This is a genomic window from Streptomyces sp. NPDC005070, assembly GCF_053600395.1.
In genome coordinates, this window is record NZ_JBSFZS010000001.1 from 54048 (window position 1) to 80177 (window position 26130).

The following is a 26130-nucleotide window of genomic DNA, read 5'->3' on the forward strand; positions in this document are numbered from 1 at the left end:
TTCGCCGCCCGCTGCTCGCGCAGGTGCTGTGAGGTCAGATCGTGCGCAGGCCCGTGTAGTAGCCGCCTACCCGCTCGTGATAGTCGGCGTCGCCGAGGTGCTTGTCCTGGACGAACTCGGGAGAATGCTTGACCTGGTCCTTGGTGAGCGCCACGTAGACCTTCCGCTCGTTCAGGTCGACCGACTGCACGGTGCCGGCCGGAAGCAGGACGTGCTTGCCGAAGATCCATACGCCGGTGTCGACGACGAGGTAGGAGGAATCGACCTCGTCCGAGTGCTTGTCGACCTTCCCGATACTGCCGTCGGTGGCCTCGACCTTGTATCCGATCAGGTCGGTGCCCGCGATGTAGCCGGTGGTGGGCTGGTAACCCCAGATGCTGTCACTCATTGAGACTCCTTCATTGAAATTCGTCTGGTTCCCAGGCTTTGAGACCCCACACGTTCCGTCTCGTGGAAATGTTCGTATGGCCGGAAATACGCGAGGGTGATCGCGCTGCCGAGGCGTCGGAGCCCACCCGCACAAGGGGCTCCTGCCACCTACCAGCGGTACCAACGGCCTCGCCGGCCACCGCTTGCCCCCGGACGGATGACGAAGCCGAGGGCCCACACGATCAGCACGATGACGGCGACCCACCACAGGGCCTTCAGTGCGAAACCGGCACCGAAGAGGATCAAGGCCAGGAGAAGAACAAGAAGAATAGGAACCATGGATATCAACCTCCGAGCCGTCGTGTGCCCTGTGGATCGATCGCCATTCCTGTGGATCCGTGAATCCCTGGATCCCCTGCATTTCCTCCGAGGTCTATGGACTGAGCGAAGGCCGCTCTGTGCTGCCAGGTTTGAAAATAGGGCAAGGGGTTACCCAAGGTGGGAATTGATTTCCAGCGAGACAGGGTGAGTGGTTGTGGCTGCCGATGAGAAGGCTCAGGCCAAGGGCGAGCAGGCCAAGGGCAAGGCCAAGAAGGTCGTCGGCGGGGCGGTCGGCAACGAGTCTCTGAAGGCCGAGGGACACGCCGAGGAGTCCACGGGGGACCTGCGCGACGCCAAGGAGAAGGCCAAGGACGCCATCAAGCCCAAGTAGGCGACACACCGCTGATCCCGGCAGCCTGTTGGCGCCGGGATCAGCGGTGTCCGGCGCCCGGCCCCTACCTCCCGTCATGGTGTGTCTGGCAGCCCGAACGTGTGGGACTACAGCGAGGACGAGCGGTCCGGCGAGCCGCGAACCAGGCCCGGGTGGCCGCCGCATCGGGGCGCACAGATGTGTGAGGGGGAGTGCCGGGGTAAGGCTGAGGGCATGACGACAACCCTCGGCGCCTTCGTTCTCGGTACGCCCGATCCTCCCGCGCTGGCCGACTTCTACCGGGCTCTGCTCGGCTGGGAGGAGGTCGACCGCGAGCCGGAGTGGGTCCGCTTGAGGGCCCCGCATCAGGAACGCCCTGGGCTGAGTTTCCAGTTGGAGACTGATCACACGCCTCCGACCTGGCCGCAGCGTCCGGGCACGCAGCAGATGCAGGCGCACTTGGACCTACAGGTCGACGACTTGGAGGCGGAAACGGAACGGGCCTGCGTTCTGGGCGCGACGCTGCTGGAACACCAGCCGCAGGACGACGTGCGGGTGCTCCGTGACCCGCACGGGCATCCGTTCTGCCTCTTCCTTCCGGGTGCCTGAAGGCCAGGGCACGCACCGGGTCAGCGGTACGCGGCCGAAACCTCAGCCGGCGGACCGCCGCTCACAGGTGGGCCCGCCTGCTCGCTCCGCCCGAGTAGGTCAGGCACTGTCAGTCGTGCCGGATCGCCGTCACGAGGCAGCGCAGCACTCCGTGGGCCCGCCGGGGGCGGCGCACTGTGTGCGAATCAGCGGGCGATCGAGATCGCGAAGGGCGCGAATCCGCTGGACCGGATCACGTGCGGTACGAACAGAATCGCCGCCTCCGTGGCCCGGGCGGTCTGGATCCCGCCGAGGTCGGTGATCCACTCCTTGCGCCAGCCGAGGTCGACGAGCAGTTCACGGACCGTCTCCTTGGCCTGCGGGTCGTCGCCGGAGAGGAAGGCAACCGGCGCCTGGGTGAGCATGGCCGGCTCGGTCATCACCGGGAAGAGCATGGTGTTGAGTGTCTTGACGACGCGTGTTTCGGGGAGCGCTTCCTGGAGTTGCTCGGCGAGGCTTGAGCCTGGGTACATCAGGCCGGCGGGCAGTCCGTCCGGTCCGTCGACGGTGGCGTTGGCGACGTCGAGGAGGATCTTGCCGCGCAGTTCCTCGCGCAGGGCGGCGAGCCGGTCCAGTGAGCCGGCGCCCGGGGTGGCGTTGATGACGATCTGGGCTGTCCGGGCAGCGGCGGCGGCGACGCCCGGCGCGCGGTCCGCCACGGTCACCTCATGCCCTGCCCGGGCAAGGGCCGCGGCCAGGTTGCCACCGACGCGGCCGTTTCCGAGAACTGCGATCGTGGTCATGATGATCTGGTCCTTTCGTGCGTGCAGGTTTTGGGGCGCGGTCAGCGTGAAAGCGTGGTGACGGCCCCGGCGTGGACGCCGGGCGCGGCGGCGAGGAAGCTCTCGCTCTGCGGAGTCCAGGGGCGGCCCTCGGCGTCGGAGATCTGCCCGCCGGCCTCGGTGACGAGCAGCGCCCCGGGCAGCAGGTCCGCGCGGGCGCCCGCGAACTGCCAGAAGGCGTCGATCCGGCCGGCGGCCACGTTCGTCAGGTGCAGGGTCGCGGGCACGGCGGTGCGGACGACGAGCGCGTCGAAGAGCATCGCGGTGATCGAGGAGCCGACGCGCCGTACGACCTTCTCGTCCTCGTCCGGCCGGGCCTGGCTGGTGGCCACGATGCTCAGGCCGAGGTCCGCGGTCGGGGAGACGCGCAGCGGCCGGCCGTCGAGGTGGGCGCCCGCGCCGGTGAGCGCGGTGTAGGTCTCGCCGGTCAACGGCAGGTGGACCGCGGTGAGCACCGGCTGGTTCTCACGCACGAGAGTGGCGGTCACCGCCCACTCCGGCAGGGCGTGCAGGTGGTTGACGTTGCCCTCGGCCGGATCCACGACCCACCACTCGCCGGACGGCAGTGCCCCGCCGTCCAGCTCGTCCTCCACCCAGCCGGCGTCCGGACGCAGGTGCGTGAGGCGGGGGCGCAGGATGTCGAGGGCCGTGTCGTCGTTGGCGGCGAGCGCGCGCATCAGCTCATCGCGGGTTCCGTAGCGGACCACCTCGCCGAAGCGCTCGCGCAGTGCCGAACCGGCCGCGCGCACGGCGATCGCGGTCTGGCGGAGCAGGTCGGCGTCGGAGGCGGCGACGTCAGTGGTCTGAAGCGTTTCGGACATGGTGGAACTCCCGTGTGAGAAGGGGTGGTTGGGCGGGTCGGATCCGGCTGCGCGGTCCGTCCTGCGCTTCTGTCTCGAAGGTATCCACCCTCTTGGTTAACTTCAAATGCATGTAAAGCACGGATAGGATTACTCGCATGCAATTGGATTTGAACCTGCTCACCGCGCTCGACGCACTGCTGGAGGAGGGAAGCGTGGCCGGGGCGGCCGCACGCCTGCACGTCACCGCCCCCGCGATGAGCCGGAGTCTGGGCCGGATCCGGAGCACGACCGGCGATCAGATCCTGGTGCGCACCGGCCGCACGATGACCCCGACGCCGTATGCGATCGCCGTCCGGGAACAGGTGCACGAGCTGCTGCACCAGGTCCAGGGGGTGCTGGCACCGAGCCGTGAACTCGATCTGGCAACGCTGGAGCGCACTTTCACCCTCCGCTGGCACGATTCCCTGGTCGCCTTGAGCGGCCCCGCGCTGCTCGCGGCCGTGCGTGGACAGGCGCCGGGCGTGCGCTTGCGCTTCGTCGCGGAATCGAGCGTCGACACCCCCGGGTTGCGGCGTGGCGAGGTCGACCTGGAGGCGAACGCCAACCGCCCGAGCGCACCGGACATCCGTGCCGAGAACGTCGGCGAGACCCGCCTCGTGATCGTCGTGAGGCAGGGGCACCCCCTCACCCGAGTCGAGACCGTCACCGCACAGCGGTACGCCGCCGCCGAGCATGTCACCATCTCGCGACGCGGAAACTTCAGCAGCCCATTGGACGAGGCCCTCGCACGGCTCGGCCTCACCCGCCGCGTGGTGGCCGCCGCGCCCACGGAAGCGGCCGCGCTGGAGTTCGCGCGCGGCTCGGACCTCGTGATCAGCGTCCCGGAAGCCACCACGCGGTCGGCGGTCGCCGACCTCGGCCTGGTCGTCCTGCCCCTCCCGCTCGAACTGCCGTCGGCATCGATATGCCTGTCGTGGCATCAGCGCTACGACACCGACCACGCCCACGCCTGGCTACGCGGCCTGGCACGAACCGCGCTGGCCACGTGCGGAGCGTCGTAGCCGGTGTCGTCAGCGAGGCCGTCCGGCCTTGTGGGCCGTGAGCGGTCAGGCGCCATTGCCCGGCGGGCCTCGCCGGTCCTTCAGATGGTCCACCGGTCAGTGCAGGATGCTGACGGCACGGGCGATGACCAGCAGGGAGGTCAGGAGCGCGGCGATGCTCTGAACGCTCATCAGCAACTTCGCGCGAGTGGACAGCGGCATCGTGTCGGTGGGGCTGAAGGCGGTGGAGTTCGTTACGGACACGTACAGGTAGTCCACGAGATCGGGCACCCAGTCGGAGTTGATGCTGGCGCCATCGGCAACCTCTTCCACCGCGTCGTCGTTCTCGTCCTGGGAGAAGCGGAAGTCCGCCAGCGGCAGCTTGTCGCGGGGGAGTTGCGTGCGTGTCACCGGGCCACCGCGGTCCAGCTCCCAGTAGGCGAGGCCGAACGCGATGATGTTGGTGAGCCATACCTGCAGAGCGGCTACCAGCAAGGAGCGGCCGTCCTTCACCTCGGCATGGACCAACTCGTGGATCAGGATGCCGAGCGCGGTGAGGTTGCTGGCCACGATGACCAGCACGAGAGACAGGGAGAGGAACCGGAAAGTGGTGGTCTGCCGGGTGAGCCTCTTGGGGTTGATCGCGATGAGCGGTACCAGGAGCAGCAGTTCCAGAGCGGGCAGTACGTAGCGCGGTGCGATCAGGAGCTGTTGCGGCAGGGCCAGGTACAGGGTGATGGCGATGAGTGTGGCGGCCACTCCTGGCAGCCGGGGTTCGCCGCGGCGTTCGTGCCGCGGGTGCTTGACGCAGGCGTCGGCTCGGCTCGTCACCATGGGTGTTTTCCTCCCGCACGCGTCTGAATCCGGCGTTTCGTGATCGTCTACCCTTCCACGAAGGTTGCAGGCCGAGCGGGTGTGTGGGACGGGAGTTCGCGGGCGGGTCGCCCGGCCGACCGAGGCGGTGGCAGGTCGCAGGAGGGCCAGCGTGCCGCTGCCATGTCCCTCGGGCGAGGCGCGCAGGAGGAGGTCATGGTGCGGTTGATCTGACGGTGCCCGGATGGTCACCGGCGTGGTCGGCGACGATGGTGGCAGCCGTATCCCAGCCGCCCACTGGGGTTCCCGCCTTGTCGGCACAAGTCCTGACCGGGCGTGAAGAGGCGGGCGATGGTATGCGTGCCAGATGCGGGGGCCGACGCGTTCCGCCCCCGGCCCTGGATGGGTGATGGCGGGCCGGACGGCTGCACTTGGTTCCTGCTGAGACCTGCATCAGATGTGGGCCCTGATCTGCTTCACCGGGTGCCCGAGTGTGTCGCCGATAGTGGCCAGTTCCTCATCGCCGAACCAGTCACGTTCGGGGTTCCAGATGGCGATCTCGAAGCGGGCGAAGCCGCATGGCCAGTCGTAGTCCAACACGTCCAGCGACGTGGCGGCGCCGCAGCACGGCACTTCCACGGCCAAGGTGACGAAACCGTCCTCACAGTTGCTTTCCAGCAGGTCGGCGTACCACTCGGTGTCGATCCGGTCACCGCAGTGCGGGCAGTCGATCCGCTCCAGATTCTCGCCGCAGTCGACGGGGGTGAGAACGTCGTGCCAGGTGACGTCGATCTCGACCTCCACGCCATCGGGCAGGCCGGGAGCCAGGTCCGCGGCTAGCGCGGCAGCCCGCTCGGCCGCCGGCCGGTCGGGCTGCCACTGGGGATCGGTCGGAATGATCGACAGGACGTCGTCGCTCATGGGCTCACTCAATTCGTCGGGCACAAGCGTTCGGCGGGGTGCCGTGATCGTAGGGCCACACGGCAGGCAAGGCCGTTCCCTGGAGGCGCTTCTCGTGGACGCCAAGGCCAGAGCCGGCGAGCCGGCCGGCACCCGTCAGGCCAACCGACCTGACATCACCCGTTCACGTTCAGTAGCTGCCTCGACGTAGTCGGAATCGACAATCCGAGCGGCACGATTCCCCACACTTGGCGGTCCGAGTCGATGAGGACGGCGCGCACAGCCCCGTCTTCGGACGCCGTTTCGCGCAGCAAGCGGTCCGGCCCCGGACTGTGGACCGGGGCATGCTGAGGATCCGAACCTCTGTGGGCGGCCTTGCTGCGACGCCGTCCGAGAGGGCTGCGCGGCGAACTTGCCCGTTAGAGGTAAATAGTCGTCATTGGTACGTTTTTATGCTTGTGGGTTGGTTACCTGGGAGGTGACCAGGGATGCGGGAGGCAAGATGATCACCCACGAGCAGATTGCCACCGTGCTGAACCACTCGGTGTGCGACGTCGACGGAAACAAGATCGGCGACGCTGAGCATGTCTTCCTCGACAGTGGAACCGGTGAGCCCGGGTGGGTCGGCCTCAAGGCTGAGCTCTTCGACACCAGCGAGTCTTTCGTTCCCACTCGTGGGGCAACCCTGGTGGAGGACCATCTGGTGGTCCCCTACGCCGCAGCCACCGTCAAAGACGCACCCAGAGTCGACGTCGACGCGGGCGGCTTCCTCGCGGACGACGAGGAACACCACATGTACGAGCACTACGGCATCGCCTGGGACGAAGGCCCGGGCTGGCAGCCGGTTGTCGATCGGCCTGAGCAGGGCGAACGGACTACCGACTTCCGGGCCGTTGCCGACGCCCCCTGAGCCGCGTTGCTCCCGCGTGAGAGCCCCCGCAGCCCGGCCAAGAGAAGACCACTCCTTCGGTTGCTCCCGGCGGCTGCGCCTCCATGGTTCCCGAAGACGGTGCCGCGATGACGCGCTCCTGGGAACAGGAGGCCGTCAATGGGCACCACGCACACTTGTCCCCGGCGGAAGCGCCACGGCCCGGCAGGCGGCTTCGTGGCCGGCAAGCGGGGCGAGGTCAGGTGCGCGGCGCGTGCGTCAGCTTCCGTGGCTCGACAGAATCTCCTTGACCTTGGCGATCGCGAAGCCCCAGCCCTGTGCCACGGTCGGCTTGCCCGGCACGGCCATTTCCTCCGGGTTGGTCAGTACGTCCAGCACGACCGGCCCCGGGGTGTCGAATGCCCGGCGCACACTGTCGTGGAGCTCGGCCGGGTCCGTGACCCGGATTCCGGTGATCCCGAGGGCTGCGGCGAGGGCGGCGAAGTCGGGGTTGTCGAGTTCCGTGCCGAACTCGGGCAGCCCCGCCTGCTCCTGTTCCAGCTTGACCATGCCGAGGCGTCGGTTGTCGAAGACGACGAGCTTCACCGGCAGCCTGTGCGTCTTGATCGTCATGAGGTCCCCCAACAGCATGCTGAGTCCTCCGTCGCCGCAGAACGCGACGGTCTGCCGGTCCGGCGCCCAGAGCTGCGCCCCGAGGGCCTGCGGCATGGCGTTGGCCATGGAGCCGAGATTGTAGGAGCCGATCAGGCGCCGGGTGCCGCTCATGGTGACGAAGCGGGAGAGCCAGACGGTGGCCATTCCCGTGTCGGAGGTGAAGACGGCGTCCTGGTCCGCGAACCTGTCCACCGCGGCCGCCAGTGACTCGGGGCGGATCTCGTGGTCCCGGTTGTCCAGCGCGGCGCGCATTTTGCCGGTGGTGCGGCGTTCGTGGTCAGGGTCGGCCAGCCGCCGCTGGCCCTCCTGCCAGTGGGCGAACCGCTCCCGGGCATCGTCCAGGTGGGCACGGTCGGATGCCGCCTTCAGCAGCGGAAGCAGGCCGCGCAGCGTCGCTCCGACATCGCCGGCGAGTCCTACGGTCACCGGGACTCTGCGTCCCAGGTGCTCCTCACGAGCGTCGATCTGAACAACTTCGCAGTCCTTCGGATACCAGTCGCGGTAAGGGAAGTCGGTGCCCAGCATGAGGAGCGCGTCACCGCTGTCGAACGCGTGGGCGGCGGCGGGGTTGCCGATGAGACCGGTCTGGCCGACCTGGAAGGCGTTGTCCTCCTCGAAACCCTCCTTCGCCTTGAGGGTGAGCACCATGGGCGCGGCGAGCAGCTCGGCGGTCTGAAGCACCTCGCTGCGGGCGTCGCGCGCCCCGCGGCCGACGAGGAGAGTGACGCGAGAGGCGCTGTTGAGAAGTTCGGCGGCCTCGACGAGCGCGGGGTCGTCGGGCCGGGTGACGGGACGATCGAGAGCGAAGCGCGCCGGCCGGTCCTCACTCAGTTGCTGGTCACCCAGGTCACCGGGAACGGTCAGGACGGCCACTCCGCCGTGGCTGACGGCGGCGCGTACGGCCGATTCGAGCATCCGTGGCATTTGATTCGGGGAGGTGAGGGTAGCGCGGTAGACGGCCACGTCGCGGAAGAGCAGGTCGTTGTCGACCTCCTGGAAGTAGTCGCTGCTGATCTCGGCGAGAGGGACCTGACCGCAGATCGCGAGCACCGGTGTCCGGCTCTTGGCCGCGTCGTAGAGCCCGTTGAGGAGGTGGACGGATCCTGGTCCCACAGTCCCCATGCACACCCCGACGGTTCCCGAGAGCTGTGACTGCGCCCCCGCGGCGAAGGCCGCGGCCTCTTCGTGCCGACAGCCGATCCAGCTCAGGCCGTCCGTGGTGCGGATGGCGTCGGTCAGCGGGTTCAGCGCGTCCCCGACGACTCCGAAGACGTGACCGACGCCCAGCTCCTTGAGTGCGTCGACGATCACATGGGCGACAGTGCGTGCCACAGGAATGCCTTCCGGTCCGGTGCGCCCCGCGGTACGAGGGCACGTTTCAGTGGGTGAAGCGGTCCGGGTGGGCCGTCCGCCAGTCGGGTGCCCAGCTCTCGGGTGCTGATGCGAGCAGTTGCCCCGGAGCGAGCCATTCATGGAGCTCGGCGTAGGAGCGGACGGTGTGCGGGTCCACCCGCTGGAGCAGCATGGGCGGGTGCAGGCCGCTCGGATCGTCGACGCCCATCGCCGCCATGATCTGGAGGGCGCTCTTCACCGTCGCCTCCTGATAGCGCTGGACGCGCTGGGACTTGTCGTCGACCTTGACGGCGCGGCCGCGGCGTTCGTCCTGGGTGGCGACCCCCACGGGGCAGGTATTGGTGTGGCAGCGCTGTGCCTGGATGCATCCGATGGCGAACATCATGGCCCGGGCCGCGTTGGTGTAGTCGGCGCCTTGAACCAGGCGCTTCACCAGATCACTGCCCGTGGCGACCTTGCCGCTGGCGCCGATCTTGATCCGGTCGCGCAGCCCGACGCCCACGAGGGCGTTGTGCACTGTCATCAGGCCTTCGCTGAGCGGGAGTCCGACGTTGTCGGCGAACTCGAGCGGCGCCGCACCCGTACCGCCCTCGGCGCCGTCGACGATGATGAAGTCCGGTGTCGTTCCTTCCGCCAGCATTGCCTTGCATACGGCGAGGAACTCACGGCGGGAGCCGACACACAGTTTGAACCCGACGGGTTTGCCGCCGGCCAGTTCGCGCATCCGGCCCAGGAAGCGGACCAGTTCGCGGGGCGTGGTGTACACCCGGTGGAAGGGTGGCGAGACGACCGTCTCTCCCTCCGGTACGCCACGCACCTCGGCGATCTTCGCGTTCACCTTGGCTCCCGGCAGCACTCCGCCGATGCCCGGCTTGGCCCCCTGGCTGATCTTCAGTGACACGCATTTGACCTGATCGTGCGCCGCCTTGTCGGCGAACTGCCGCTCGTCGAAGTCCCCGTCGTCCGTCCGGCAGCCGAAGTAGCCGGTGCCGATCTCCCAGACGAGGTCGCCGCCGGGGCGCAGGTGGTATTCCGAAAGGCCGCCCTCTCCGGTGTCGTGGGCGAAGGCGCCGAGCTGAGCTCCGGTGTTGAGAGCCAGTACGGCATTGGCCGACAGCGAGCCGAAGCTCATCGCGGAGACGTTGAGCAGAGCCATGTCGTACGGCTGTGTGCAGTCGGGTCCACCGATCCGCACCCGCGGCGGGATGTCGGGCACCGCTCGCGGAGCCATGGACGGAGTGAGGTATTCACTGCCGGCCCGGTAGAGATCGAGTTCTGTGCCGAACGGCTCCTCGGCGGCGGTTCCCTTGGCCCTCTCGTAGACGATGCTGCGAGTGTCGCGGGCGAAGGGGCGCCCGTCGAAGTTCCGCTCGATGAAGTACTGCTGGAGTTCCGGCCGCAGGCTCTCCAGCGCGAATCGGAAATGCCCGAGCAGGGGATAGTTCCGCAGAACGGAATGCCGCCGTTGAACAAGATCATGGACGACCATCAGTGCGGCCACGAGTAAGGGGACGGCGACCCACCAGTACCAGGGGGAGATGAGTATGGCGGCGACGAGGCTGCTCACCGCCAGCAAGTCGAGCAGGACGATCAGACGTATCTTCAGCACTACGTCCTTGTGTCCGCAAGTCCGGTCGCCAAGCACGGCATTGACAAGGCGCAAGGATGTGCAACGAGTACAGGCTGCCGGAGTGCTGTGTCGTGTGAATGCGGGTGCGGCAGGCCGATCACTGGCCCGCTCGGCGAGGGTCTGGATTCCGCCGGGCCCGGGAAGGTTGGCATGGTCTCGCGTGTCGCGGCGGCATGCGCATTCACCAAGCCGGCCCGGTCAGCGGCCCATGCTGCCGGCCTGCGTATCAGGGCAGCAACCATCGCGATCCGAACTCGTGCGGCGACCGTCACCTCGACGCCGCCACGCCGTCCTCAGGCCGCCGGGAAGTGGCGCTGGATGCCGTCATGCTTCCGCTTCGAGGCGGTGGCCGCCGTCTCAGGAGGACGAACGCGGCGCTGTCCCACAATTCGAGAACCCCCGGGAAGCGGGGCTCCCGGGGGTTCATCTGCAGGCGACCTGACGAGGGCACGCTCCGCTGAAGTACGGGGTTGCCTTTCTGCCGCTATTGAAACGTCCCATCTCTCCCCTGCCGGTCACATTGATCTGGTGCAGCGAGTGAAATATGGGGCGCGGGCTCCGGCCGACGGCGGAACAAGACCTTGGTCGCCGTCCCCGGGGGACGACTCCGAAGAAATGGGAGCGACCGCGCGCTCGTGCGGTCACGGGCGGCCAGAGGACCCGGCCGCCGACGACCGCGTGGGCGCCCGCAGACCCGGACCGGACCTCTGCTCTCGTATCAGGCCTTGCCCTGCATGCTCTGACGTGCCGGGTTGCCCTGCTCCGAGGCCTTGGGGTCCTTCTCATCGGCCTTGGCACGCACCCCCTGCTCGATACGTTCACCGATCGACTTGTCGATGTTCGACCAGTACTCAAACGCTCGCTGTAGCACGGGCTCGGTGACACCGTTGAGCAGATGGCCGACGACGTTGTCCACGAGCCGGTCCCTGGCCGCGTCGTCCAGGACCTCACGCACCATCGTGCCGGCCTGCCCCCAGTCGTCGTCCTCACGATGAGAGACATAGGCGGCGCGGGTGATCTCACCGTCGGAGTGCCAGCTCGGGGGATTGCCGAACCGGACTGTGTCCGCCGCAGGGCCGCCCTTCGAGTTCGGTGCGTAGACGGGGTCGCTGGTGTTGCGGTACGCCATCGCCCCGTCCTTGGAGTACGTGTGTACCGGATTGACGGGTGCGTTCACCGGCAACTGCTGGTAGTTGGCTCCGATGCGGTAGCGGTGCGCGTCCGCGTAGGAGAACAGCCGCGCCAGCAGCATGCGGTCGGGGCTGGGGCCGATGCCTGGGACGAGGTTGTTCGGCTGGAAGGCGGCCTGTTCGATCTGCGCATGGTTGTCCGTGGGGTTGCGGTCCAGGGTCATCCGCCCGACCTCGATCAGAGGGTAATCGCCGTGCGGCCACACCTTGGTCAGATCGAAGGGGTTGAAGCGGTAGTCGACCGCTTCCTCGTACGGCATGACCTGCACGTACAGTGTCCAGCTCGGATACTCACCGTCACGGATGTGCTCGAAGAGGTCCCGCGTGTGGTAGTCGGTGTCGGCCGCCGCCATCTGGTCGCCCTCGTGCTGGGTGAAGAACTCGATGCCCTGATCGGTCTTGAAGTGGTACTTCACCCAGAAGCGCTCGCCCTGAGCATTGATCCACATGTAGGTGTGCGAGGTGTAGCCGTTCATGTGACGCCAGCTACGCGGGATGCCTCGGTCGCCCATCAGCCAGGTGACCTGGTGGGCGGACTCGGGGGAGAGAGTCCAGAAGTCCCACTGCATGTCGTGGTCACGCAAGTTGTTGTCTGCGCGGCGCTTCTGGGACCGGATGAAGTGCTGGAACTTCATCGGGTCCTTCACGAAGAACACGGGGGTGTTGTTGCCCACCATGTCGTAGTTGCCTTCACTGGTGTAGAACTTCACCGCGAAGCCGCGGGGGTCGCGCCAAGTGTCCGGGCTTCCCCGCTCACCGGCGACGGTGGAGAACCGGGTGACCAGCTCGGTACTGGTACCAGGCTGGAACACCGCGGCCTTGGTGTAGGCGCTGACATCCGCGGTGACGTCGAAATGACCGAACGCGCCGCTGCCCTTCGCGTGCGGCTGACGCTCGGGTATGCGCTCCCGATTGAACTGGGCCATCTGCTCGATGAGGTACGAATCCTGCAGCAGAATGGGCCCGCCCGGGCCGACAGTGAGCGAGTGCTCGTCGCTCTCCACCGGAATGCCCGCGTCCGTGGTGGTCGGTTTGGGTGTGGTGTCGGTCATTCTCGATTCCCCTTCGATGGTGCGTGCGGATACGGCATTGTGATCTGGGCGGCGGACCTTGGCTCAGAACTCGCTGGGGACCCACCGCCGAGGGCTCGACGCTCACAACGGCACGGCCGGGCCACTGCGGCCCCTATCCGACAGCGAGGCACGGGTAACCGCCATCGACGTCGCAAAACACCCATGAAGCGGTCGAAAGTGCCATCTCGCACCGCACGACTCCCTGATCCGGCTTACCGACTGCCAACAGCCGAGTCGATGACGACCCCCCTTTCCTCCCGGATCGCGCGTACCAAGGCAGGGCGATCTTCGGTGTGATGCCGCAGGAGACGGCCTGGACAGGCTCATGCCGGTCGGCGATCAGCTGGCGCTCGCTGCCCGGGCTGGGCCCGGTCGGCTGCCGAAGGTCCGGTACGAGCCACAGTGAGAGCCCGGACGTCAAGCGAGGCTCGTCCATGTCCAACAAGCCTGCGGTTCGCAACTCGGCCACCAGTGCGCATGCCTTCTCGATAGGGGCACGGCGCACGCGGAGCGGGGCCGGCCGGAGAAGCTCCGGCCGGCCCCGCCGAAGGGCCTGGTGCTGGGGTCAGATCCCGCGGTGGCCCTGGTAGTAGGTGCCGATCTGGTCGTGGTACCCCGCGTCTCCGACGTGCTTGTCCTTGTCGAACTCGGGGGAGTCCTTGATCTGGTCCTTCGTCAGGGCGACGTAGATCTTCCGCTCTTCGTGGTCGACCCGCTGCACGGTTCCGGCCGGCAGGAGAACGTGCTTGCCGAAGATCCATACGCCGGTGTCGACCACGAGGTGGGCGGAGTCGACGTCGTCCGAGTGCTTGTCGACCTTCCCGATGCCGCCGTCGGTCGCATCGACCTTGTACCCGGTCAGATCGGTGCCCGCGATGTGGCCGGAGGTCGGCTGGTAGCCCCAGAGGCTGTCACTCATGAGGAACGGCTCCCTTGTCGTGATGCATTGCCACTCCACGTTCAACTGTCCCACCGTGGAGTTCTTTTGAGTGCCACCGAATTCGGCAGCACCGCCGCCCTCCAAGTACCCCGATGCGGAGGATTAACCACGATCGGTCCATGCCGATGCCGCGAGCAGAAAAGGGTGGGCCCCGACACCGAAGTGCCGGGGCCCACCCTTGGATGCCGCCGGTCGGCAAGGCTCACCAGCGGTACCAGCGGCCGCGCCTGCCACCGCTGGCCGTCGGACGGATCACGAAGCCGAGAGCCCACACGATCAGTACGATGACCGCGATCCACCACAGCGCCTTGAGCGCGAAACCGGCACCGAAGAGGATCAGCGCGAGCAGAAGAACGAGAAGAACGGGAACCATAGTTATCAACCTCCGGAGCATCGGATGCCCGGCGGGCCGATCCGTATACCTGGCAATCCCGGATTCTTGAGGATCCCGGATCTGCGCCCATTCACTGCGGAAATATCTGATTCGAGGATGGGATTCGGGGTAATGGCGCTCCCCTCATAGTGAGTGAGAGGGCCTCACCTGGTTGGCGGCGCATCCTCCGGATCAGTGCGTGGTGCGCGTCACCGGGATCCAGAGCTGTGCCTCGGAGTGTGCTGGCTCGTCCGGTGACAGGCGGGTTCGCAGGATCTCCGGTCCCGGCCGGTACTCGTACGGGTTGGACGGGATCCACTGGGCGGCGACGTCACCCCACATCCGCTGCAGTGCCTGCGGGAACGGCCCGGTGTTGTCGAACACGGCCCAGGTGCCCGCCGGACAGTCCAGGACGTCGAGATCCTCGGGCACCTCGACGGCCGTGGTCACCACGGCGTGGTAGTAGTCGAGTTCGCTGCCCTCCTCGAAGCCGTCCGACAGGCGTACCGTCGCCGACACCACGCCCTCCGGGTCGTCGTCCGAGAGCCCGGAGATCCGGACCAACGTCTCCGGCGGGATGCTCCGGATGTGCTCGGCGATGTGCGGGTTGACGCCCTGGTAGATCAGCGGGACGCGCGCTTTCCTGCCGACGACCCGGAATGCCTTCTTCTCCACGATCCGATACCGCATGGTGCTGTTCCCTTCGACGGTGAGGCGGAAGGAGAGCCGGGCCTGCGAGTTCAGCGCCGCGCCGGTGCGCCTGGCCTCGCCGGGGCCGACGCCGTGCACGGCGCGGAACGCCCGGGCGAAAGCTTCCCCCGACGTGTAGCCGTAGCGGATCGCGATCTCCAGCAATGTCGTTTCCCCGCCCAGGACTTCAGCTCCCGCGACGGTCAGCCGACGGCGCCGGATGTACTCCGACAGCGGCATCCCCGCCAGCGTGGAGAACAGCCGCCGGAAGTGGTACTCCGACGTGACCGAGATTCGGGCCAGCTCGGCCACCTCGATGTGCTCGTCGAGGTGACCCTCGATGTACTCCATGGCCTGGTTCAACCGATCCAGCAAGCCCGGCCTCCTTCCCTTTCGATCCCAACGTTAGGAACGGCCAAGCCTGCCGCACCCGACATCCTGTGCCCGCTCCGGTCGGGTGGGACCCAGACCCATCGGGTCCAGGACCAGTGCTGAAGTCGCCAGCCGCACGGCGACGTTTGACCGTGTGCCGACGGGCTACTCGGTTCTTCCGTGAAACGAGAGAAGATGAACGCCGTGATCAGGCGAAGCGCAGAGAAATCGGTCCTCCGAGTGGCAGAGACCGGCTGGGCGAAGGTACGTCACCTACCTCGCAGGAGCGTGCGTACCTGTGTTGCCGCCGTCGCGGACGGGTGCACCACAGCCATCACGTACACGAGCGCCGAGTGGAACATCGTCAGGGGCGACGACTGAACCCGCGCGCCAGGTGCGTCGGCTCCCGGCACACCGTGCCGGGAGCCGACGCGTGATGGGCCGGGGCGCGCTCACGGACTCGATGCGACTCACGAGACGCGGTGTGAGGGGTTCCGTCGCACGATGGAGCCGTTGAGCGCCGTGGCGAAGGTGCACCAGCCCGCGTACGGCACGAGCGCGCGGGCTGCCGGGGGGCGAACCGGTGGGTGTGACGGATGAGTGCGGCGTTGCTGGCATCCAGCAGAAGGACACCGCACAGCGCGGCCTCGGGCCGACGCAGGCCGAAGAACAGCCAGTTCCACCCCGCGTTGAGGCTGAGGTTCACGGCCAGCGCGGCGGCCAGGCGAGCGCGGCGAGGGCCGTCGGGAGCCGCGTTCAGAGCGTGTCCGGCGGCGTAGGCGATCGTCGCGTAGAGCGGAGTCCACACGACGCCGAAAGCCCAGGAAGGGGGTTGCCATGGCGGTTTGCGCAGGGTCCGGTACCAGGAACTGTCGGCATCGACCGCGCGTGCCCCCAGGAGAGCGGTCGCCGCCACGGCGCCGGCACTGGCACCGTAGGACATCCACGACCTCGGCGCGTACCGGCGTCGCGAGCGTTCGCTGATCAGTCTCATGTCAACGGGGATCCCCTCCTGGGGGCGCCGACGCGCCGCGCGTGCAGCGTCTGGCACCGCGCACACCAGCGTGCTGCTGCGGCGCGAGTACCCATGGTCCGCCGGTTTCACGCGGCGGTCCCAGGGCGGCTTTTGGCGACTGGGCAGCGAAGCATTTCGGCCGACCTCCCTTCTGTCGTCATCGCCGGCCCCCGCGGTCGCGATGGGTCAGCCGGTTCTGGAGACGGGAGAGAGCGGCCGTGCGGTGTCGGCGCAGGGCGGCCCGTGCGGCATTGGCTCCGGGGGCGCCGTGGACACCGCCGCCCGGGTGCGCGGAAGCGGAGGCCAGGTAAAGGCCGGGGACGGGTGTCTCCGGGCGGCCGGTGCCGGGACTGGGACGGAAGATGAGCTGTTGGTGCAGGGCGGTGGTGCCACCATTGAGGGCGCCGCGGTGAAGGTTGGCGTCCAGGCCTTCCAGCGTGGGTGGGGCGAGGATGCGTCGGGCCCGTACGAGGCCGCGGAACCCGGGGGCGTAGCGCTCGACGTGTGTCTCGATGCGATCCGCGAAGGCTTCCTGCTCTCGGATGTCCCACGATCCCGTCAGTCCGTCGGTCCCTGCGTCGCCCCGCACCTGTTGCGGTACGTGCGTATAGGCCCAGGCGGCCTCGGTGCCGCGGGGAGAGCGGCTGGGGTCGGCGGTGGTCATCTGGCCGAAGAGACAGAAGGGTTCGTCGGGGACGCCGCCCATGGCGATCTGGGAGGCGAAACGCGTGAGGGCGTCGACGCCGTCGGCGAGGTGGACTGTTCCCGCCTGAGAGGCCTCCGGGCAGCGCCAGGGGACCCGGCTGTTCAGGGCCCAGTCGACTTTGAAGGTGGCGAAGTCCCACTGGAAGCGTTTCAGGTCGGCGAGGAGCCGTGGGGGGAGATGGTCCTCGGCCACGAGGGAGCCGTACAGAGCGGGCGCGGACACATCGGCCAGGACCGCCCTGCGGGCCGGGACTCCCTCGCCGGACGCCGTGCGGACGCCGACGGCGCGGCCGCTACGGATGACGACCTCGGTGACCTGTTCCCCGCAGCGGATGGTTCCGCCGCGCCGCGTCAGACGGCGGGCGAGGGCGCTGCTGAGGGCTCCCGAGCCGCCGACCGGAACGGGGAAGCCGTACGTCTGGCCGAGCATGGACATGAGCCATCCGAAACCGCCGCTGCCCGCTGCTTCCGGCGCCATGTCGGCGTGCAGGGCGTTGCCCGCGAGCAGGAGCCGGCCACCCTCACCGCGGAACTCCTCCTCGCCCAGCCGCCGCACCGGCAGCACCATCGTCCTGGCCAGCCGCAGTCCTCCGGCACCCCGTAGCCGCAAGGCCAGCGCGGCACCGGCGCGGACCGGGGGGAAGGGGGTGAACAAGGCGTCGAGGATGCCCTCGCGCAGTCTCTCCCAGACGCGCCACAGGTTTTCCCAGGCCGGTCCGTCGCCCGGAGCGAACACGTCCAGACTCGCGGCGGTCTCCTCCAGGTTACGGCTGAGGACCGCGCACCGGCCGTCGGGCAACGGGTGGGCGAGGACCTTCGGAGCGTGTCTCCACACCAGCCCATCGTGCTCCAGGTGCAGGTCGTCGAGGACCCGTGAAGCCGCGGCCAGGGGATAGAAGGCGCTGAAGACGTCGCTCGTGAAATCGGGGTCGACCCCATGGTCGTGCCGCACCGCCCCGCCGGGCGTGTGCTGGGCTTCCAGTACCTCCACACTCCAGCCGGCGTCTACCAGGAGGTTGGCCGCGACCAGGCCGTTGGGACCCGCCCCGATCACTATTGCGTCCGCCATGACGTACTCCTGGCTCGTTGTGTGGCGTCGCGCCGGGTGCCGTGACCGCTTCCGGGTCCCGGTGGCGCTTCAGGCACTGCGCGGGTACCCGCCCTGTCCGACCGGGTCATGGGACGGCTCTTCGGGCGCTTCGCAGAGTCGGGCGAGGCGGCGGAGCATCGCGCGGTGCCGCACCTGGAGCGCCGCGTCCAGGAGGCCGTTGTGGAGGGCGCCGCCCGGGCCGCGCAAGGGGTGTTCATCCAGGATCAACAAGGTGTGTTCGCCCCAGGGCCGCAGCTCCAGCGCGATCCTCGCGGTCCCCAGCGCTCCGCTGTCCGCCTCCAGTTCGAGGACGGTGTCCGGTTCGCTGCGGCGCACGATGGTCCGGTTGTGCAACGTGATCGGACCGATGGCGATCTCGTAGCGGAGGGTCGCATCCAGGTCAGGCCACCTTCCTTCGTCCGCTTCGACCCGGGAGGTGCCGACCACCCATTCCTCGAACCGTTCGGCGTCGGACAGGACGGCCCAGACGGCTGCGGGGGGCTTCCGGATCAGACGATGCCGTACGGCCATGTGCGCCTCCGCGGTTCGAAGTGGCCAACGTTCTGAACGCGTTCCCAAACCAGGCCGAAACACACATCTGGCCCGGGGGTGATGCTCGCGGACCCGATGGCACCGGTGTGAGGCGACAATTCGACTTGGGCATCGCCGACGCCTTGGCCGCCGCGCGGGCCTGCCTGGCAGGCCCGGCCGCGAGGCGGCCTCTCGCGGGCACGGGCTGGAGTGGCGAAAGGTGAGGCGAGAGAGTCAACCTCACGGCGAATGTGTCCATCATCGAGCCGTCCAACCCGGGCACTCCACCCCTATGGATCTGAACCACGATGAGGCACCCGTCCTTGAGGCGCTCACCCGCTATCACGATGTCGATGAGCTGGGCTTCACGCCTCCGGGGCACAAACAGGCCCGGGGCGCGGATCCGCGGGCGCGAGCCGTGCTGGGGGACGCCGTCTTCTTCGGTGACGTCCTGGCCAGCGGGGGCCTCGACGACCGGCTGACGCAGGGCGGAGTCCTGGAGCGGGCCGAACGCCTCATGGCCGACGCTGTCCACGCCGAGCACACGTTCTTCTCCACCTGCGGCAGCTCACTGTCGGTGAAGGCCGCCATGCTGGTGGTGGCCTGTCCCAGCAGCCGGCTCCTGGTGGGCCGGGACGCGCACAAGTCGGTGATCGCGGGCCTCATTCTCTCCGGCGTCGAGCCGGTGTGGGTGGAGCCCCAGTGGGACACCTCGCTCCACATCGCCCATCCGCCGTCTGCGGCCGCCTACGACAAGGCGTGCACAGAGCACCCCGACGCCGACGGCGCCCTGGTCACCAGCCCGACGCCGTACGGGGCGGCGGCCGACCTGGCCGGCATCGCCGAGGTCTGCCACCGCCACGGCAAACCGCTCATCGTGGACGAGGCGTGGGGCAAACACCTGCCCTTCCACGACGACCTGCCGTCGTGGGCCATGGACGCGGGCGCGGACATCTGCGTGACCAGCGTCCACAAAATGGGCAGCGGCCTGGAGCAGGGCTCCGTGTTCCACCTGCAAGGCGATCTCATCGATCCGGCGGAGCTCGCCTCCAGGGCAGACCTTCTCGGCACGACCAGCCCCAATGTCCTGCTCTACGCCGGCATCGACGCCTGGCGCCGGCAGATGGTTCAAGAAGGCCGCAAACTCATGGGCGGGGCACTGGAGTTGGCGTCCCGCACACGAACGGCCATCGAGACGATCGACGGCTTCCACGTCAACGACGCGGCCGACTTCTGCGGTCCCGGCCTCGCCGCGGATTTCGATCCCTTGCCGGTCGTGATGGACATCCGCGAACTGGGCACCACCGGCTACCGCGCGGCGGACTGGCTGCGCGAGCACCATCACGTCGACGCTCACCTGTCCGATCACCGGCGGATCAGTGCCCAGTTGACACACGCCGACGACGAGGAGGCCGTCGGCCGTCTGCTGACCGCTCTGCGCGATCTCGCCGACCACGCCGGCACTCTGTGCGACGCGCCACAGGTGGTCGTGCCCTCACCGGCGGAACTGCGCATGGAACAGGCAAGGCTGCCCCGCGACGCCTACTTCGCCCGGCATGAGAAGGTACCGGTCGCCGAGGCCTCCGGCCGTATCGCCGCGGAAATGATCACCCCGTACCCGCCGGGCATCCCAGCGGCCCTGCCCGGCGAACGCCTGACCGAGCCTCTACTGCGGTACCTGACCACGGGCGTCGCGGCCGGAATGTTCCTGCCCGATGCCGCCGACCCGCACCTCAAAACGGTGCGGGTCGTCGCGGAGGACTGACCTGTCCTCGCGGCTTCCGGCCGATGGGTCGCGCCGTTCTTGTGGCCCCTCGGGGTGGATGTCGCGTCGTACGCCCTGTCTTCAGACTTCAGGCCTCTGGGCGGCCGTCGCGGTTCTCGAAATCGCGCCGGACCCTGGCCCCCTCATCGTCCACCAATGCTGCCTGGTCCGGCAGTTCAAGCACACGGGAGCAGTGCTCGCACAGCATCGTCCCGCCCTCGGACCAGACGGCCGGCCTGCTCCCACAGGCCTTGCACACGCCCATGCGTCGGCTCTGGCCAGGGGTCTTTCGTTCCTCCATCAGTCAACTCCAGGTCATTCGTGCGGTCACAAACACGTGGACAGTGTGGAATCCGGATCGAGCCAAGAAACCGGGGGTCAAGGGTGGAGGAGCGTCTTGACCATGGCGTCCTCCTTGGCCTGGAACATCGCGTAGGCCTTGGGGGCGTCCTCCAGCGGCATGTCGTGGGTCTTGAAGGAGTCCACGCCGAGCGGATCGGCGTCGGTCAACAGGGGCAGGATGTCCTCGACCCAGCGCCAGACGTTCGCCTGGCCCATCCGTAGCTGGATCTGCTTGTCGAACATGGTCAGCAGCGGCATCGGGCTGGCCGCGCCGCCGTACACGCCGGAGACGGAGACTGTGCCCCCGCGCCGTACCAGCTCTATGGCGGTGTGCAGGGCGGTCAGCCGGTCCACGCCGACTCGCTCCATGAGCGGCTGAGCGACGCTGTCCGGCAGCAGGGTGGTGACCCACTGGGCGGCCTTCGCGAACGGCGCTCCATGGGCCTCCATCCCGACGGCGTCGATGACCGCGTCGGTGCCCCGCCCATCGGTCAACTCCCGTACAGAATCGGTCAGTTCGGACCCATCGCGTCGGGCGTCGAAGCATGAGACGCCGTGTGCGGAGGCGCGGGCAAGCCGCTCGGCGACCGGGTCGATGCCGATGACCAGGCCGGCCCCGCGGTGCTGCGCGATCCGGGTCGCCATGTCGCCGATCGGGCCGAGCCCGAGGACGGTCACCGTGCCGCCTTCGGGGATGTCGGCGTACTCGACCGCCTGCCAGGCCGTCGGCAGGACGTCGGACAGGTAGACGTAGCGGTCGTCCGGCGGCCCGTCCGGGACCTTGATGGGCAGCCTGTTGCCGAAGGGGACCCGCAGCAGTTCGGCCTGGCCGCCCGGGACCTGGCCGTAGAGCTTGGTGTATCCGAAGAGCGAGGCGCCGGTGCCGTGTTCACGGACCTGTGTGGTCTCGCACTGCGAGTGCAGTCCGCAGTCGCACATGTGGCAGTCGCGGCAGGAGACGTTGAACGGGATCACGACCCGGTCGCCCGGTTTGAGGGCGTGAACCTCGGACCCGACGTACTCGACCACGCCCATGGGCTCGTGTCCCAGGATGTCCCCGGGGTCCAGATAGGGGCCGAACAACTCGTAGAGATGAAGGTCGGATCCGCAGATACCGCTCGACGTGATCCGTACGATCACATCGTCGGCCTTCTCGATCCGCGGGTCCGGCACGGTTTCGACACGGACGTCCCTCTTGCCGTGCCAGGTCAGTGCGCGCATGAGGTCTCCTTCTGTCGCAGGGTTCAACCCCGGCCGGGGGTCAGGCGCTGGTCGGCGGGCCCGGGATCTGTTGGTTGTAGCGGCGGGCGGCCCGATCGTTGAGGCCGCTGCCCAGCCTGCGTACCTTCTCCGTCCAGGTGGAGGCGGAGCGATCGATGCCGTGGCCCTGCTCGATGCCGTGCCCCACCGGGCCGGTGTCGCCCGGCGCGGACGGGGGAGCGGGCAGGAGCCGGGCGGCGAGCCCGCTGAGCCGGGTGACCGTGGCCGGTGCCACGCCGTGCGCCACCGACGCGGCACGCGCGGCGGGAGTCAGTACCAGGCGGGTCCTGCGCTTCTCCAGCGCCCGTACGATGCGCTCCGCCGCACGGTCGGCGTCCATCGAGACGACGGGCGTCCCTGAGAGAGCCGAGAACCAGGCGAACTCCTGGGAGGATTGTCCGCCGAACTCGGCCTGGAGATGCGAGCCGGTGCGCATCAGCCCGGGATGGACCGTCGTGACGCTGAGGTGGTCTCCGGCCGTCTCGGCCCGTAGTCCCTCGCCCAGCGCGCCGACGGCGGCCTTGGCGCACGAGTACGGCAGCAGATGCGGAACGGCGAGCAGCCCGCCGACCGAGCCTATGAGGCACAGTCGGCCTCCGACCTCGCTCGCGCGCAGGGAGGGCAGTGCCGCCATGGCTGTGTTCACGGCGCCGCCGAAGATGGTGTCCATGGCGTCCTCGAAGGCCGCGCTGTCGAGCGAGGCCACCGGGGCGACCTGGATGACACCGGCGTTGGCGACGACGATGTCCAGCCCGCCGTGCCGGGCATCCGTGTGCCGGACCATCGACTCCACGGCATGCCGGTCGCGGACGTCACACACCGTGGTCGAGAACTTCTTGCCGGTCCTTTCCTCGGCCCATTCGGCGCCGCGTCGCAGTTCGTCCTCGTCGCGGGCCGCCATCGTGACCAGGCAGCCGCGCTGGGCCAGCCGTGCGGACAGCAGCAGCCCGAGACCCCTGGATCCGCCCGTGACGAGTGCGGAGAGGCCGGCCAGATCTGACCGGCGTGGAGTCGATGCCACTTTCATCACCTCGATAGGGAGAAGGGGAGGGGGCGCCGAGTACCCGGATCGGGTGTGCGCAGACGCGCGTTCCGTTGCCGAAGCCGGTCCGGCGGGTTCACGTGGTCCGGGTGGTCCGGCGTCAGCCGGAACCCCCGCCACCGAACGACCCGCTCGACCCGGACCCCCAGCGCGGCCGCTCCTGACGGTCACTGCGCCTGCTGCCGGAACCGCCGAGCTGATGCGGGGTAAGGCGCTCGCTGTCGTTCTCGGCGCGGGGCACCTCGTTCGGTTCCCTGATCTCCGAGGTCTCGTGTGCGGGCCCCGACTGCGGAAGCTTGGGCTGCTTATGAGCCTTGGGCGGGCCCGGCTCGCGACGGCGCGCCCGGATGCCCAGCCCCACCGCCCACACCAGGGCTCCCGCGATGACGAGCCCGCCCAGCAGGGCGCCGAGCGTGCCGAACGCGGCGTTCGAGAGCGCGATGTTCCAGTATGCGTGGTCCATGGCCGCCGAGTACCCGTACTTGTGAAGCACAGACTCCGGATCGTCCACCCGTCCCGGGCTTTCTGCGGAGATGTGCCCCAGTCCCCTCGGGGACGGGCCTGTTCCCCGCGGAGACCGGCCTGTGCCCGGTGGCCGGGTCTGTTTTCCGCCATGACCCGGTTTGCGCAGGGGCGGGAGGGATACATGGGGTGGATGGTCGCAATGGGGCACCGAACAGGTGCTGAGAGACTGCCGGGCATGGATGTCGCTCGCAGGAACAATGTCACCGTCACCGGCAACCCCCGGGGGCGGACGGTCGTGCTGGCTCATGGGTTCGGCTGCGATCAGAACATGTGGCGGCTGACGGTGCCCGCCCTGGCCGAGGACTACCAGGTGGTGCTGTTCGACTACGTCGGCGCGGGCCGCTCGGACGCGGCCGCGTTCTCGGCGGATCGCTATGCCTCGCTGAGCGGCTACGCCCAGGACGTGATGGAGGTGTGCGAGGCGCTCGATCTGCACGACGCCGTGTTCGTGGGGCATTCCGTCAGCGCGATGATCGGCGTGCTGGCGGCGGGCATGGTCCCGGAGCGGATCGGGGCGCTCGTGATGGTGGCTCCGTCCGCGCGGTACATCGACGACGACGGCTATCGTGGCGGCTTCAGCGCCGACGACATCGACGAGCTGCTGGCGTCACTGGAGTCGAACTATCTGGGCTGGTCGGCGGCGATGGCACCCGTGATCATGGGGAACGCGGACCGGCCGGACCTCGGTGACGAGCTGAAGAACAGCTTCTGCGCCACCGATCCGGAGATGGCCCGCGTCTTCGCCCGCACCACGTTCCTGTCGGACTCACGGGACGACCTGAAGACGGTGACGGTGCCGACCCTGGTGCTCGAGTGCACCCAGGACGTGATCGCACCCCGCGAGGTGGGCGCCTTCATCCACCGGGCGATCCCCGGTTCGACGCTCGTCACCCTGGACGCGTACGGCCACTGCCCGCACTTGTCCGCGCCCGAAGCCACCAATGACGCCATCCGTACGTTTTTGGAGAGCCTGCGGTGATGTGCCGCGCCGGACAGCACCCCGATCCGCACGAGGCCGACGACGATAAGTCGTCCGGGGCCGCGTTCGCCTCATTGCTGGAGGACAGTGTCGAAGATCTGTACGAGAGCGCGCCGTGCGGATACCTGTCGACGCTGATGGACGGCACCATAGCGAAGATCAACACCACGCTGTTGACCTGGCTCGGCCAGGAGCGTGAGGCGGTGGTGGGCCGGATGCGGTTCACCGACCTGCTGACCGTGGGCGGAAAGCTGTACCACGAGACGCACTTCGCGCCGCTGCTGCGGATGCGGGGCGAGATCAGCGGCATCGCCCTGGAGATCAAGCAGCCGAACGGCCGGATGCCGGTGCTGGTCTCCTCCGTGGTCAAGCACGGCTCCACCGGTGAGCCCCTGCTGATCCGCACCACCCTCTTCGACGCCCGGGACCGTCGCGCTTATGAGGAAGAGCTTCTGCGCGAGCGGAAGGCCGCCGAAGAGGCGCGCGAGCGGGCGGAAGCCGACCGGGCCCGGCTGGAGGACGCCCTCGCCGTCCTCCAGCAGTCACTGCTGCCCGACACCCTGCCGTCGATCCCCGGGGTGGACACAGCCGCCTCCTACCACACCGCCCACCCCGACCGGCTCGGCGGCGACTTCTACGACGTCTTCCCCATCGACGAAAAACGCTTCGGCTTCTTTCTCGGCGACGTGTGCGGCAAGGGGCCCCAGGCCGCCGCGGTCACCTCCCTGACCCGCTACACCCTGCGCGCCGCCGCCTTGCACGACCCCGATCCCGTCTCCGCCCTGAGCACCCTCAACAAGGTGCTCTACGAACGGTACGCGGGCGGCAGCGGTGACCCGCGGTACTGCACCGCGGTCTTCGGCACCCTCGAACCCGACTCCGACACCGGGCAGGTCGCCGTCCACCTGGCATCGGGCGGCCACCCGCCGGTCATCGTGCTGCGAGCCGAGGGCACCGCCGCATTCCTGCCCACCCCCGGTGGCCTCCTCGTCGGCATCCTGCCCTTCGCCCACTTCACCGCGGCCAGGACCGTCCTCGCCCCCGGAGACACCCTCCTGCTCTACACCGACGGCATCACCGAGGCCCGTACGAGCGAGGACCGCACCAGCCTGTTCGGGGACGAGGCCCTGCTCGCCTTCGCCGCCGACCACGCCGGCAAGCCCACGCCCGCCCTCGTCCGAGCCCTCACCGGTCTGCTGCACAGCTTCGGAGACGGGCTCGACGACGACACCGCCCTGCTCGCCGTCGGCGCCCCGGCCCCCGACACCCTGACGAGAAGCGCCCGATGAGCCCGCTGAAGATCACCACCCGAGATGCCGCCACCGGCCCCGTTCTGGAGATCGCCGGGGAACTCGACTATGACACCGTCTCCGAGCTACGGGAGTTGATCCCCACCGTCACCCTCCGGCCGGGCCAGCGCCTCACGTTGGACCTCGGCGGCATGGAATTCTGCGACTCCAGCGGACTCAGCGCCCTGATCGCGGCCCACCACCACGCCCACACCGCGCAGGCGGACATAGCGCTGGAAGCCGTACCCGCCAACACTCTGCGCATCCTGCGGATCGCCGGACTCGATCGATCTTCTCCCTCGGCCAGGGCGGCGACACCGGCCTCGGGACGATCCGGAGCCATTGAGCGATCAACCGGTCTTTACTGATTCGCCCCG

The 26130-nt window shown here is 68.5% G+C and carries 25 protein-coding genes and 1 pseudogene; 8 read left to right on the plus strand and 18 right to left on the minus strand.

The window, feature by feature from the left end; translation table 11 throughout:
* Nucleotides 1-34: 34 nt before the first annotated feature.
* Both ACWEBX_RS00240 and ACWEBX_RS00245 read right to left on the minus strand, forming a co-directional pair.
* Nucleotides 35-388, minus strand: coding sequence for a PRC-barrel domain-containing protein (locus ACWEBX_RS00240; RefSeq protein WP_451882656.1), 354 nt, complete (start codon nt 386-388; stop codon nt 35-37).
* Between the two features lie 149 nt (nt 389-537).
* On the minus strand, nt 538-708 hold the full coding sequence (locus tag ACWEBX_RS00245) for a hydrophobic protein (RefSeq protein ID WP_451882657.1): 171 nt from the start codon (nt 706-708) through the stop codon (nt 538-540).
* Between the two features lie 196 nt (nt 709-904).
* Here ACWEBX_RS00245 and ACWEBX_RS00250 point away from each other — a divergent pair, with 196 nt between their 5' ends.
* Nucleotides 905-1081: a CsbD family protein gene (locus ACWEBX_RS00250; RefSeq protein WP_451882658.1), complete on the plus strand. Its 177-nt coding sequence runs from the start codon at nt 905-907 to the stop codon at nt 1079-1081.
* 213 nt (nt 1082-1294) lie between these two features.
* The gene (locus ACWEBX_RS00255; RefSeq protein WP_451882659.1) at nt 1295-1669 is read left to right on the plus strand and encodes a VOC family protein; all 375 of its coding nucleotides are present in this window, start codon (nt 1295-1297) and stop codon (nt 1667-1669) included.
* A gap of 185 nt (nt 1670-1854) precedes the next feature.
* On the opposite strand, the gene ACWEBX_RS00260 is transcribed toward ACWEBX_RS00255, so the two are convergent.
* Together ACWEBX_RS00260 and ACWEBX_RS00265 are read right to left on the minus strand one after the other, a co-directional pair.
* Nucleotides 1855-2451, minus strand: a complete 597-nt coding sequence (locus tag ACWEBX_RS00260; protein ID WP_451882660.1) for an NADPH-dependent F420 reductase — start codon at nt 2449-2451, stop codon at nt 1855-1857.
* A 41-nt stretch (nt 2452-2492) separates the two neighbouring features.
* The gene (locus tag ACWEBX_RS00265) at nt 2493-3311 is read right to left on the minus strand and encodes a 3'(2'),5'-bisphosphate nucleotidase CysQ (protein WP_451882661.1); all 819 of its coding nucleotides are present in this window, start codon (nt 3309-3311) and stop codon (nt 2493-2495) included.
* Between the two features lie 137 nt (nt 3312-3448).
* On the opposite strand from ACWEBX_RS00265, the gene ACWEBX_RS00270 reads away from it, so the two are divergent.
* Nucleotides 3449-4354, plus strand: a complete 906-nt coding sequence (locus ACWEBX_RS00270; RefSeq protein ID WP_451882662.1) for a LysR family transcriptional regulator — start codon at nt 3449-3451, stop codon at nt 4352-4354.
* A 96-nt stretch (nt 4355-4450) separates the two neighbouring features.
* Here ACWEBX_RS00270 and ACWEBX_RS00275 read toward each other — a convergent pair whose 3' ends face one another.
* Both ACWEBX_RS00275 and ACWEBX_RS00280 read right to left on the minus strand, forming a co-directional pair.
* A complete protein-coding gene (locus ACWEBX_RS00275; RefSeq protein WP_451882663.1) occupies nt 4451-5167 on the minus strand; it encodes a hypothetical protein in 717 nt (238 codons plus the stop codon).
* Between the two features lie 432 nt (nt 5168-5599).
* The gene (locus tag ACWEBX_RS00280; protein WP_451882664.1) at nt 5600-6067 is read right to left on the minus strand and encodes a hypothetical protein; all 468 of its coding nucleotides are present in this window, start codon (nt 6065-6067) and stop codon (nt 5600-5602) included.
* Between the two features lie 481 nt (nt 6068-6548).
* Here ACWEBX_RS00280 and ACWEBX_RS00285 point away from each other — a divergent pair, with 481 nt between their 5' ends.
* Entirely contained in the window at nt 6549-6956 is a 408-nt protein-coding gene (locus tag ACWEBX_RS00285; protein WP_451882665.1) for a hypothetical protein, read from the plus strand.
* A 237-nt stretch (nt 6957-7193) separates the two neighbouring features.
* Here ACWEBX_RS00285 and ACWEBX_RS00290 read toward each other — a convergent pair whose 3' ends face one another.
* The 9 genes and pseudogenes from ACWEBX_RS00290 to ACWEBX_RS00330 all read right to left on the minus strand — a co-directional run bounded on the left by ACWEBX_RS00290 (nt 7194) and on the right by ACWEBX_RS00330 (nt 18551).
* Nucleotides 7194-8921 (minus strand): thiamine pyrophosphate-dependent enzyme, encoded by a 1728-nt coding sequence (locus ACWEBX_RS00290; RefSeq protein WP_451882666.1) that lies wholly within the window; start codon nt 8919-8921, stop codon nt 7194-7196.
* Nucleotides 8922-8967: 46 nt separating this feature from the next.
* Nucleotides 8968-10431, minus strand: a complete 1464-nt coding sequence (locus tag ACWEBX_RS00295; RefSeq protein ID WP_451882761.1) for an FMN-binding glutamate synthase family protein — start codon at nt 10429-10431, stop codon at nt 8968-8970.
* A gap of 859 nt (nt 10432-11290) precedes the next feature.
* Nucleotides 11291-12814, minus strand: coding sequence for a catalase (locus ACWEBX_RS00300; protein ID WP_451882667.1), 1524 nt, complete (start codon nt 12812-12814; stop codon nt 11291-11293).
* Nucleotides 12815-13400: 586 nt separating this feature from the next.
* Nucleotides 13401-13754, minus strand: coding sequence for a PRC-barrel domain containing protein (locus ACWEBX_RS00305; protein ID WP_451882668.1), 354 nt, complete (start codon nt 13752-13754; stop codon nt 13401-13403).
* 223 nt (nt 13755-13977) lie between these two features.
* Nucleotides 13978-14148, minus strand: coding sequence for a hydrophobic protein (locus ACWEBX_RS00310; RefSeq protein WP_355774985.1), 171 nt, complete (start codon nt 14146-14148; stop codon nt 13978-13980).
* Between the two features lie 192 nt (nt 14149-14340).
* Nucleotides 14341-15213 carry an AraC family transcriptional regulator gene (locus ACWEBX_RS00315; protein ID WP_451882669.1) on the minus strand — a complete coding sequence of 291 codons (873 nt, stop codon included), beginning with the start codon at nt 15211-15213 and terminating at the stop codon, nt 14341-14343.
* A 467-nt stretch (nt 15214-15680) separates the two neighbouring features.
* Nucleotides 15681-16204, minus strand: a pseudogene (locus ACWEBX_RS00320) (TspO/MBR family protein).
* 178 nt (nt 16205-16382) lie between these two features.
* Nucleotides 16383-17999 (minus strand): phytoene desaturase family protein, encoded by a 1617-nt coding sequence (locus ACWEBX_RS00325; protein ID WP_451882670.1) that lies wholly within the window; start codon nt 17997-17999, stop codon nt 16383-16385.
* 69 nt (nt 18000-18068) lie between these two features.
* Complete coding sequence (locus ACWEBX_RS00330; RefSeq protein WP_451882671.1) at nt 18069-18551, minus strand: SRPBCC family protein; 483 nt, start codon at nt 18549-18551, stop codon at nt 18069-18071.
* A 292-nt stretch (nt 18552-18843) separates the two neighbouring features.
* Here ACWEBX_RS00330 and ACWEBX_RS00335 point away from each other — a divergent pair, with 292 nt between their 5' ends.
* Nucleotides 18844-20316 carry an aminotransferase class I/II-fold pyridoxal phosphate-dependent enzyme gene (locus tag ACWEBX_RS00335; protein ID WP_451882672.1) on the plus strand — a complete coding sequence of 491 codons (1473 nt, stop codon included), beginning with the start codon at nt 18844-18846 and terminating at the stop codon, nt 20314-20316.
* 378 nt (nt 20317-20694) lie between these two features.
* Here the strand turns inward: ACWEBX_RS00335 and ACWEBX_RS00340 are convergent, their stop codons facing one another.
* The 3 genes from ACWEBX_RS00340 to ACWEBX_RS00350 form a co-directional block, all read right to left on the minus strand.
* Nucleotides 20695-21879, minus strand: a complete 1185-nt coding sequence (locus tag ACWEBX_RS00340; RefSeq protein ID WP_451882673.1) for an alcohol dehydrogenase catalytic domain-containing protein — start codon at nt 21877-21879, stop codon at nt 20695-20697.
* 40 nt (nt 21880-21919) lie between these two features.
* Complete coding sequence (locus tag ACWEBX_RS00345) at nt 21920-22939, minus strand: SDR family NAD(P)-dependent oxidoreductase (protein WP_451882674.1); 1020 nt, start codon at nt 22937-22939, stop codon at nt 21920-21922.
* Nucleotides 22940-23060: 121 nt separating this feature from the next.
* Entirely contained in the window at nt 23061-23423 is a 363-nt protein-coding gene (locus ACWEBX_RS00350) for a DUF6479 family protein (RefSeq protein ID WP_451882675.1), read from the minus strand.
* Between the two features lie 237 nt (nt 23424-23660).
* Here ACWEBX_RS00350 and ACWEBX_RS00355 point away from each other — a divergent pair, with 237 nt between their 5' ends.
* The 3 genes from ACWEBX_RS00355 to ACWEBX_RS00365 are packed head-to-tail and all read left to right on the plus strand — an operon-like array spanning nt 23661 to nt 26121.
* Nucleotides 23661-24464, plus strand: coding sequence for an alpha/beta fold hydrolase (locus ACWEBX_RS00355; RefSeq protein WP_451882676.1), 804 nt, complete (start codon nt 23661-23663; stop codon nt 24462-24464).
* A complete protein-coding gene (locus ACWEBX_RS00360; protein WP_451882677.1) occupies nt 24464-25753 on the plus strand; it encodes a PP2C family protein-serine/threonine phosphatase in 1290 nt (429 codons plus the stop codon). The genes ACWEBX_RS00355 and ACWEBX_RS00360 overlap by 1 nt, the downstream gene beginning before the upstream one ends.
* Nucleotides 25750-26121: an STAS domain-containing protein gene (locus ACWEBX_RS00365; protein WP_451882678.1), complete on the plus strand. Its 372-nt coding sequence runs from the start codon at nt 25750-25752 to the stop codon at nt 26119-26121. The genes ACWEBX_RS00360 and ACWEBX_RS00365 overlap by 4 nt, the downstream gene beginning before the upstream one ends.
* Nucleotides 26122-26130: the final 9 nt, after the last annotated feature.